Annotated in this window: 5 protein-coding genes; all 5 read left to right on the top strand. The window is 56.2% G+C overall.

Translation table 11 applies throughout. From position 1 onward, the window contains the following. Positions 1–11: 11 nt before the first annotated feature. The gene (locus ACIY1O_RS17450) at positions 12–776 is read left to right on the top strand and encodes an SDR family NAD(P)-dependent oxidoreductase (RefSeq protein WP_397476360.1); all 765 of its coding nucleotides are present in this window, start codon (positions 12–14) and stop codon (positions 774–776) included. 67 nt (positions 777–843) lie between these two features. Beyond that, a complete protein-coding gene (locus tag ACIY1O_RS17445) occupies positions 844–2,703 on the top strand; it encodes an acyl-CoA dehydrogenase family protein (RefSeq protein ID WP_397476359.1) in 1,860 nt (619 codons plus the stop codon). Positions 2,704–2,851: 148 nt separating this feature from the next. Further along, on the top strand, positions 2,852–4,009 hold the full coding sequence (locus ACIY1O_RS17440) for an ABC transporter substrate-binding protein (RefSeq protein WP_397476358.1): 1,158 nt from the start codon (positions 2,852–2,854) through the stop codon (positions 4,007–4,009). Positions 4,010–4,171: 162 nt separating this feature from the next. Beyond that, positions 4,172–5,329: an ABC transporter substrate-binding protein gene (locus tag ACIY1O_RS17435; protein WP_397476357.1), complete on the top strand. Its 1,158-nt coding sequence runs from the start codon at positions 4,172–4,174 to the stop codon at positions 5,327–5,329. Between the two features lie 12 nt (positions 5,330–5,341). After that, the gene (locus tag ACIY1O_RS17430) at positions 5,342–7,174 is read left to right on the top strand and encodes a feruloyl-CoA synthase (RefSeq protein WP_397476356.1); all 1,833 of its coding nucleotides are present in this window, start codon (positions 5,342–5,344) and stop codon (positions 7,172–7,174) included. Positions 7,175–7,192 lie beyond the last annotated feature (18 nt).

The following is a 7,192-nucleotide window of genomic DNA, read 5'->3' as shown; positions in this document are numbered from 1 at the left end:
CAGGAGTAAGCATGGAGTTGCAGGGACAATCTGTTGTAGTCAGTGGTGGAGCCTCGGGGCTGGGCGCAGAAACGGTGCGCCACCTGGTCAATGCAGGGGCACGTGTAGCCATTCTGGACGTGAACGAGCAAGCGGCAAAGCAGTTAGCCGAGGAAACAGGCGGCCTGGCGCTGGCTTGCGACATTACCGACACGAACAGCATTGAAACGGCGCTAGCCGCTGCAGCCAAGGTCAACGGGCCGGCTCGTGTGCTTGTCAATTGTGCCGGTGTCGCGGGCGCCATGCGGCTCGTCTCCAAAGAAGGCGACCTCATGCCGCTTGAACACTTCAGCCGCATCGTCAACATCAACCTTATTGGCACGTTCAACGTTATTCGGCTGTTCACCGCGCGTGTGGTGAATCTCGAACCGCTCGAATCGGGCGAACGCGGTGTCATTATCAACACGGCCTCTGTTGCTGCGTTCGACGGCCAGGTTGGACAGGAAGCTTACGCGGCATCCAAAGGCGGCGTCGCCGCGCTGACTTTGCCGCTTGCGCGAGACCTGGCGCAGTTCGGCGTGCGCGTCATGACGATCGCGCCCGGGCTTTTCCAAACGCCACTTCTTAAAGAGCTGCCGGCCCACGTGCAGGAAAGTTTGGCTGCCAGTATTCCTTTTCCCAAACGGCTAGGAGACCCGGGCGAGTTCGCCGCCCTGGCCTTGCACATCGTTAGCAACCCTTCTCTTAATGGCGAGACTATCCGCCTGGATGGGGCTTTGCGCCTGCCGCCGCGTTAATTCTGCGTCTGCTTCGCAGCCAATTCTGCGCCCGCTCCTTCCGATATTCATTAAAGGCCAATCGTTCATGCTTACCTATCATCCGCCGATTCGCGATATTCGCTTTGTCTTGTCCGAACTGTTGAATGCCGCGCCCCGACTCTCTGCCTTGCCGGGCTTTGAAGACGTGGACGAAGCCTTGATTATGGAGATCGCCGAACAAGCCGGACGCTTTTCCACCGAGGTGCTGCTCCCACTCAACGCTGTGGGGGATCAGCATGGTTGCAAGTACGAAGACGGCCAGGTCAGCACCCCGCCGGGGTTCGCCGACGCATATCGGCAATTTGTAGGCGGCGGCTGGCCCTCGCTTACCTGTGACCCAAAGTACGGTGGCCAAGGCCTTCCCGGCACCCTGCATACCGTTCTATACGAAATGCTTGGTGCCTGTAATCACGCATGGTCCATGTATCCGGTGCTTCTTCGCGGCGCCTACGAATGCCTGAATGCGCATGCCAGCGAGCAGCTCAAGCAGCAATACCTGCCCAACTTGGTCAGCGGCAAGTGGCTTGCCACCATGTGCCTGACTGAGCCTCATGCCGGTAGTGACCTGGGGCTGTTGCGCACCCGCGCCACACCCCAGGCAGACGGAACGGTGCGGGTTACCGGCAGCAAAATATTTATCTCAGGCGGGCAGCAAGACCTCACTGAAAACATTATTCACCTGGTGCTGGGCCGTCTGCCAGACGCTCCGGCCGGTAGCAAAGGCATCTCGCTATTCCTGGTGCCGAAATTCATTCCGGCACGCGAAGGCGCCGACGCCAACAATACGATCACCTGCACGGGTATCGAACATAAGATGGGCATTCACGGTAGTGCCACCTGCCGCATGGAGTTTGAGGAAGCCACAGGCTGGCTGGTAGGCGAACCGCATCGCGGGCTGGCAGCCATGTTCATCATGATGAACGAAGCCCGACTTGCCGTGGGTATTCAAGGCGTCGCCACCGCCGACGTTGCTTGGCAAAGCTCGCTGGCCTATGCACAAGAACGAGTTCAAATGCGAGCAGCAATCCGCCCGCCAAGCGCGTCTGCACGGAAGCAAGCCGCCGACCCCATCATTTTCCATCCGCCTGTCCAGCGCCTTCTGATGAACCAGCGGGTATATGTGGAAGGCTTTCGGATGCTTGCCTACCATATCGCGGTCATTCTGGACGAAGCCGAACGCCACCCCGATACGGGGCAGCGAGCGCTTAAGCAAGGCCAACTATCCCTGCTGACTCCAGTGCTGAAGTCCATGGCGACAGATCAGGCCTTCGACGGCGCCAGCAAGGCCCTACAGATTTTTGGCGGCCACGGTTTCATGACCGAAATGGGCATAGAGCAATACGTGCGCGACACGCGTATTGCTCTGATCTACGAAGGAACCAACGAGATACAGGCGATAGATCTGGTGGTGCGCAAAATCGTCGCTGACAAGGGCCGCCAACTTGAGTTGCTGCTGACCGAGCTTCGGCAAATGGCACACGGCGCCGATAGCGAGTTTATGAGTGCGCAGCGCGGCAGTCTGGACGAGCTGGTGGACGCCATCACGGCCCGCGCAAAACGCATTATCGCGGCTGCTGATGCCGACTCGAACCTTCCGCACCACGTTGCGCCCGACATGCTTCGGCTTATCGGTCATGGCGTGCTTTCAGGGCTGTGGCTGCAAGCCGCCCGCGCCGCCCAAACGCGACTTGAACACGATACGGGCTTCTACCAGGCCAAAATCGATACAGCGCAGTATTACTTCAGTTATGTCCTTCCTGAAACGGCCTCGTTGCTGCTGACCATCGATCATGCATTGGAAGCTGGCGACAATCATCCGGGAAGCCGTGCTTTAGCCGAAGTTCTGCCGTTCCAGGCTGATTTTCATGCCGATTCCGAAACCACTGGAACCGCCTCGCGCGCGTGAAATAGGCAAGCGAGATCCACAAATATCGGACACCAATTCGCAAAATAAGCGTTGACGTATTTTTTACGAGAGAGTAAATTTACTCTAATGTAAAAAATTAGCTCGTAGCCAGGCGGTCAAGCTACGGAGCAATGCTGGAGACAAAGGCTTGAGGAACTCACATCACCTAAAGAAGTTCGTCGCGGGCTTGGCCGTGTCGTTATCCCTGGCAGTCGCCACATCGGCTGCCTATGCGCAGGAAACCGTAAAGGTTGGCATTTCGGTAAGTGCTACCGGCCCGGCCGCGTCACTGGGCGTACCAGAGCGCAACACCTTCGAGATGCTGCCCGACACCTTGGGTGGCTTGCCCGTCAATTACATCATCCTGGATGACGCCACCGACCCCAGCCTCGCCGGTAGGAATGCTCGCAAACTTATCAGCAGCGACGGTGTCGACGTAATCATCGGTTCAAGCTCTACTCCCACATCTTTGGCTATCGCTGAGGTCGCTGAAGAACAAAATGTCGTGCAGTTGGGGCTTGGCGTGTTCGACCATGAAGCATACGAATGGGTTTTCTCCGTACCCCAGAGCCACAGCGTGATGTACCGGGCTCTCTTCGAGGAAATGCAGCGGCGCAATGTAAAAAATATCGCGTATATCGGCTTTAGCGACGCGCTCGGAGAAGGCGGTCATCGCGTGACGAGCGCACTTGCCAAAGAATTCAACATGCAGCTCGTCGCGAACGAGCGATATGGCCGCCAAGACCAGTCAGTAACCGCGCAGGCTGTTCGGATAAGACAAGCAAAGCCCGACGCCGTAGTTTTCGGCGCCAGCGGCACCGGTGCGGCCCTACCCATGCATGCCCTGCGCAAGCTTGGGTATGAAGGCAACTTCTATCAAAACCACGGCGTGGTGAACAATGATTTTTTACGCGTCGCGGGGCCTTCCGGTGAAGGAATGGTTTCTCCGACGGGGCTTGTCGTGGTAGCGGAACAGCTTGATGACCGGAACCCGTCGAAAAAACTGGCGCTCGACTACATCGAAAAGTACGAAGGTAAATATGGTGCCGGAACACTCAATCCATTCGGCGCTTATGCCTACGACACTTACTTGCTGCTTGATCACGTTGTAGCCAAAGCGCGTCAGCAGGCAAAGCCAGGGTCCCAAGAGTTTCGCAATGCAGTAAGACAGCACCTCGAGCAGGTGACAGATCTTCCGCTGACGCATGGATCGAGCACCATGACGGCTTTAAATCATGGGGTCTTGGGTAGCGACGCAGTTGTACTGGTGACAATCGACGAAGGGAAATGGAAACTTCTCAATTAGAAGGTGCCAGCAGCGCAAGTTTTCCATGCTTTGGCTGGCGCAACGCCGTAATAGGAAAACGGGTCGGGACAAGCGCCATGGTCCTGACCAATGAAGAAACACACCCACATATAAGCCTGCGGTAACTGGATCAATAAAAAACATTCGACTCTGGAGACAAAAATGATGAGCAATTCATATCAACTGAAGAAATTAATTCTTGGCTTTTCCACGGTGCTTTCCTTAGGGATCGCTGCGTCCGCCTCAGCGCAAGACACCGTGAACATCGGCATCTCGGTCAGCGCAACCGGCCCGGCCGCTTCGCTGGGCGTACCCGAGCGCAATACGTTTGAGCTGCTGCCGGACACCGTGGGGGGTTTGCCCGCCAAATACATCATTCTTGATGATGCCACCGACCCCAGTCTCGCCGGCCGGAATGCCCGGAAACTCATCAGCAACGACCAAGTAGACGTGATCATCGGTTCAAGCACCACGCCTACGTCCCTGGCTATTGCACAGGTTGCCGAAGAGCTGAAAGTGCCTCAGTTAGGGCTTGCTCCGTTCGATACCGCCGCAAACAAATGGGTTTTCTCTGTGCCGCAAAGCTATGGCGTGATGTACCGGGCCATCTTCGAAGAGATGAAGAAGCGCGACATCAAGAAAATTGCCTATATCGGGTTTAGCGATGCACAAGGCGAAGCCGGCCACCGAGAAGTCAGTGCGCTTGCGACAGAGTTCAATATTCCACTCGTGGCGAACGAACGATACGGCCGGCAAGATCAGTCGGTAACTTCGCAGGCAGTGCGCATCAACCAACAAAAGCCTGATGCCGTCCTTTTCGGTGCCAGCGGCACCGGTGCTGCCTTGCCCATGCATGCTTTGCGCAAGCTTGGGTATGAAGGCCTATTCTTTCAGAACCATGGTGTAGCCAACAACGACTTCCTTCGCGTTGCGGGGCAGGCCGGCGAAGGGATGATCTGTCCTACCGGGCTCGTTTTGGTGGCAGACCAGCTTGACGATCAGAATCCATCCAAAAAAGTGGCGCTTGAATACGTCAAGCTGTACGAAGGTAAATACGGAGCCGGAACGCTTAATCCATTTGGCGCATACGCCTACGACGCTTATTTGCTGCTGGACCACGTAATATCCAAAGCAGGCACGAACGCCAAGCCGGGAACACCAGAGTTCCGCGATTCGATAAGAGCCGGGCTAGAGCAAGTTAAAGATCTTCCGCTGACTCATGGATCGAGCACCATGAGCGCTTCCAACCACGCAAGTCTCGGAAGCGATGCCGTTGTTTTGATTGAAATCGATCAAGGCAAATGGAAACTTCTCAAATAGAAGGAGCTAGAGATGCAAGTTATCAATTCAATGCCCCGGCTGGCCGAACGCAACATCAAGAAAACGGTGCGTGATGACGGCACCATCGTTCTGACCAACGACCAGCCCTTGGGCGAAGTGGCCACTCGTATTGGCGACTGGCTCGAACACTGGGCACGGCACACGCCCGACGCAGTGTTTCTTTCAGAGAAAGACCGCAACGGCAATTGGACGAGCCTGACATACAAGCAGACTCGCGAAAAGGTCGGGCAACTGGCCCAAGGTCTGTTGGACCTGGGCATCGGCGTGCACCAACCGGTGGTGGCGCTTTCGCCGGCCAATATTGAGCAAGGCATCTTGATGCTGGCCACCCTGCATATTGGGCGGCCGTTTACGACAGTGTCGACTGCCTACTCTTGGCCAACGAAAGACTACACCAAGATATCGGGCATCTTGAATAAACTGCGTCCCGCTGTCATTTATGCGTCCGACGGCAATATGTTTGCCGGCGCCATCTCTTCTGCGGGCCTGGCATGCCCGGTTCTGCTCGGCGAGAACTCCGACGCAGTGCCAGGCAGCCTCACTATGACTGACGTGGCTAACGTGCGGGAAACCGATGCGGTGGGGTCTGCTTTTGCCGCGATCACATCACAGACCGCGGCGAAACACCTGCTCACGTCGGGCTCAACGGGTTTGCCGAAAATCGTCATCAACACCCACGGAATGCTCTGTGCCAACCAGAAGCAGATTCAGCTGGCATGGCCATTCTTACTTGACGAGAAGCCCAAGCTACTGTCGTGGCTGCCATGGAGCCACACGTTCGGCACCAACTTCAATTTCAATATGATGCTCGCCAACGGCGGCACCTACTATTTTGATGAAGGCAGGCCCACGCCTGAACTGATTAAAAAAACCATCCAGAATATGAGCGAGGTTCAGCCGACCCTGTTTTTCGATGTACCCCGGGCCTATGACTTTGCGCTCGATATTCTGGAAAAAGACCTTCCAACGGCTCAGAAGGCATTCGAAAATGTGCAGGTGGGGTTCTATGCAGGGGCTGCCCTGCCTACCAGCACCTGGAACCGATTCAACCGCCTTATCGAAGAGACACAAGGGCGCCGCATTGTGCTGTCGTCCTCGATAGGCTCGACGGAAACCGGGCCTGTTGGAACCTTCATTCATTGGTTCAACGACAGCCCCCGATGCGTCGGCCTGCCCGTGGCCGGAACGACTATAAAGCTGATACCCAATAACAATAAATACGAGCTTCGCATCAAGGGGCCACAAGTGTTTCCCGGCTATGTCGATGCACCAGACCTTACCGCCGATGCGTTCGACGAAGAACACTTCTACAAGATTGGGGATGCCTGCAAGCTGGTAGACCCCGAGCAGCCGGACAAAGGCATCGCCTTCGATGGCCGCATAGCCGAAGATTTCAAGTTAACAACCGGCACTTGGGTTTCGGTGGGCACATTGCGTTTACAGGCGCTGACGGCGCTAAGCCCTTACGCGCGCGATGTGATCGTTACCGGTCACGAACAGAGCGAAATCGGCTTACTGATCTTTCCGGCCGAGGCCGCACAGCAAGTCTCGGCATCAGAGCTGCGCGCTTTCATTACCGAGAGCTTGCAGCAGATGCGCGACGTCAACGGCGCAAGCTCTTCGAAAAGCCCCATGCGCGCCTTGGTTCTGGATAGTCAGCCTTCGCTTGAGCGAGGCGAAATCACAGACAAAGGCTATATCAATCAACGGATAGCGCTGGGCATCCATGAACACGAAGTGCGGCAGTTGTACGAGGCCACACACTCAGACGCCAACATCGTCGTACTCCAGACTGAGCTTAGCACCGGAGCCCAAGCCTCGTGACAAACATCGCAATTCCTT

Source organism: Pusillimonas sp. (assembly GCF_044464525.1).
Classification (GTDB): Bacteria; Pseudomonadota; Gammaproteobacteria; order Burkholderiales; family Burkholderiaceae_B; genus Pusillimonas.
The sequence above is the reverse complement of the archived record's forward strand: the minus strand, read 5'-3'. Positions and strand labels throughout refer to the sequence as shown.